The organism is Pseudomonas sp. AGC41 (assembly GCF_057334555.1).
Genome location: NZ_JBHFJB010000081.1, coordinates 39,151 through 40,508 on the forward strand (window position 1 = coordinate 39,151; position 1,358 = coordinate 40,508).

Here is a 1,358-nt window from a genome sequence, read left to right on the forward strand (position 1 = left end):
CCTCCAGGTGGAGCGCATCAGCCGGTTTTGCGACGGCTGCGCCGCCGAGCGGGAGCAAGCTCCCTCGCCACGGGTATCGTCCATGGCCAGAAGGTGGGAACGATCATGCACGCAGGGTGATCTAGTCTTGCAGGCTCCAGGGAGAGATCGCCATGTACCGCTTCTTCGAACAACTGAGCTCACGCATCGCTGCGCCGTTCCTGGGCGACCGATCACGCAACAGCAAGATCTGGCCGTGTCGTTGCGGCCAGTCGTTATTCTTTCGCAACAGCCAATGTCTGGCCTGTCTGGCGGCGTTGGGCTATCAGCCGGAGCAGAGCCGGCTGTCGTCCCTGCAGCCGGGCGAGCAACCGGATACCTGGACCCTGGACGTCGATCCGCAGGCGGGGTTGTTCCGTCGCTGCGCCAATCTCGATACCCCGGCGTCGTGTAACTGGCTGCTGCCTGCCAACGGGCAAGACACGCTGTGCATCGCTTGCAGCCTGAACCGCACGATTCCCGACCTGTCGATCCCGGAAAACCCCGAGCGCTGGCGCAAGGTCGAAACCGCCAAGCGTCGGCTGGTGGCGCAACTGATCACCCTCGGTTTGCCGGTCCTTCCGAAGACCGTCGACGAGAATATCGGCCTGGCCTTCGATTTCATCGGCGTCGACCTCGACGGCAAACCGCCGACGACCGGGCACGCCAGTGGGCTCATCACCCTCGATATCAAAGAAGCCGACGATGCTCACCGTGAACACGTGCGCCAGCAGATGCGCGAGCCGTATCGCACCTTGCTCGGACACTTTCGCCATGAGGTGGGCCATTATTATTGGGATCGCCTGATTGCCGACAGCCATTGGCTGCAACCCTTCCGCGAGCTGTTCGGCGACGAGCGCGCCAGCTACTCCGAAGCCTTGGAGCGGCACTACCAGCAAGGCGCGCCAGTGGACTGGCAATCCCGTTACGTCAGCGCCTACGCCACCATGCACCCATGGGAAGACTGGGCTGAAACCTGGGCTCATTATCTGCACATGATGGACGCGGTGGACACGGCGCTGGGCTTCGGCATGAGCGCGCGGGAAATGGATTTCGACTACCAACCATTTCCCGCCGAAACCCTGTTCGACCCCGAGCACGCCGGCGCTAAGGCGTTCCTGTCGTTCGTCAACGCCTGGATCGAACTGGCCGGCATGCTCAACGAACTTTCGCGCAGCATGGGCCAGCCGGATTTCTACCCGTTTGTCGTGCCGGCGGCGGTGATCACCAAGTTGCATTTCATCCATCTGGTGATCCAGGAGGAGGGTGGTCGGGCGGATGAGGTGCTGTTGTAGTCTGTGGAAGGAGGCCGCACCTATCTCGAATGTACCGACGCCTTC

Annotated in this window: 1 protein-coding gene; it reads left to right on the forward strand. The window is 62.2% G+C overall.

Annotated elements, in window-relative coordinates:
* Positions 1-152: 152 nt before the first annotated feature.
* The gene (locus tag ACE04F_RS13865) at positions 153-1,313 is read left to right on the forward strand and encodes a zinc-binding metallopeptidase family protein (RefSeq protein ID WP_486107520.1); all 1,161 of its coding nucleotides are present in this window, start codon (positions 153-155) and stop codon (positions 1,311-1,313) included.
* The last annotated feature ends 45 nt before the right edge of the window (positions 1,314-1,358 follow it).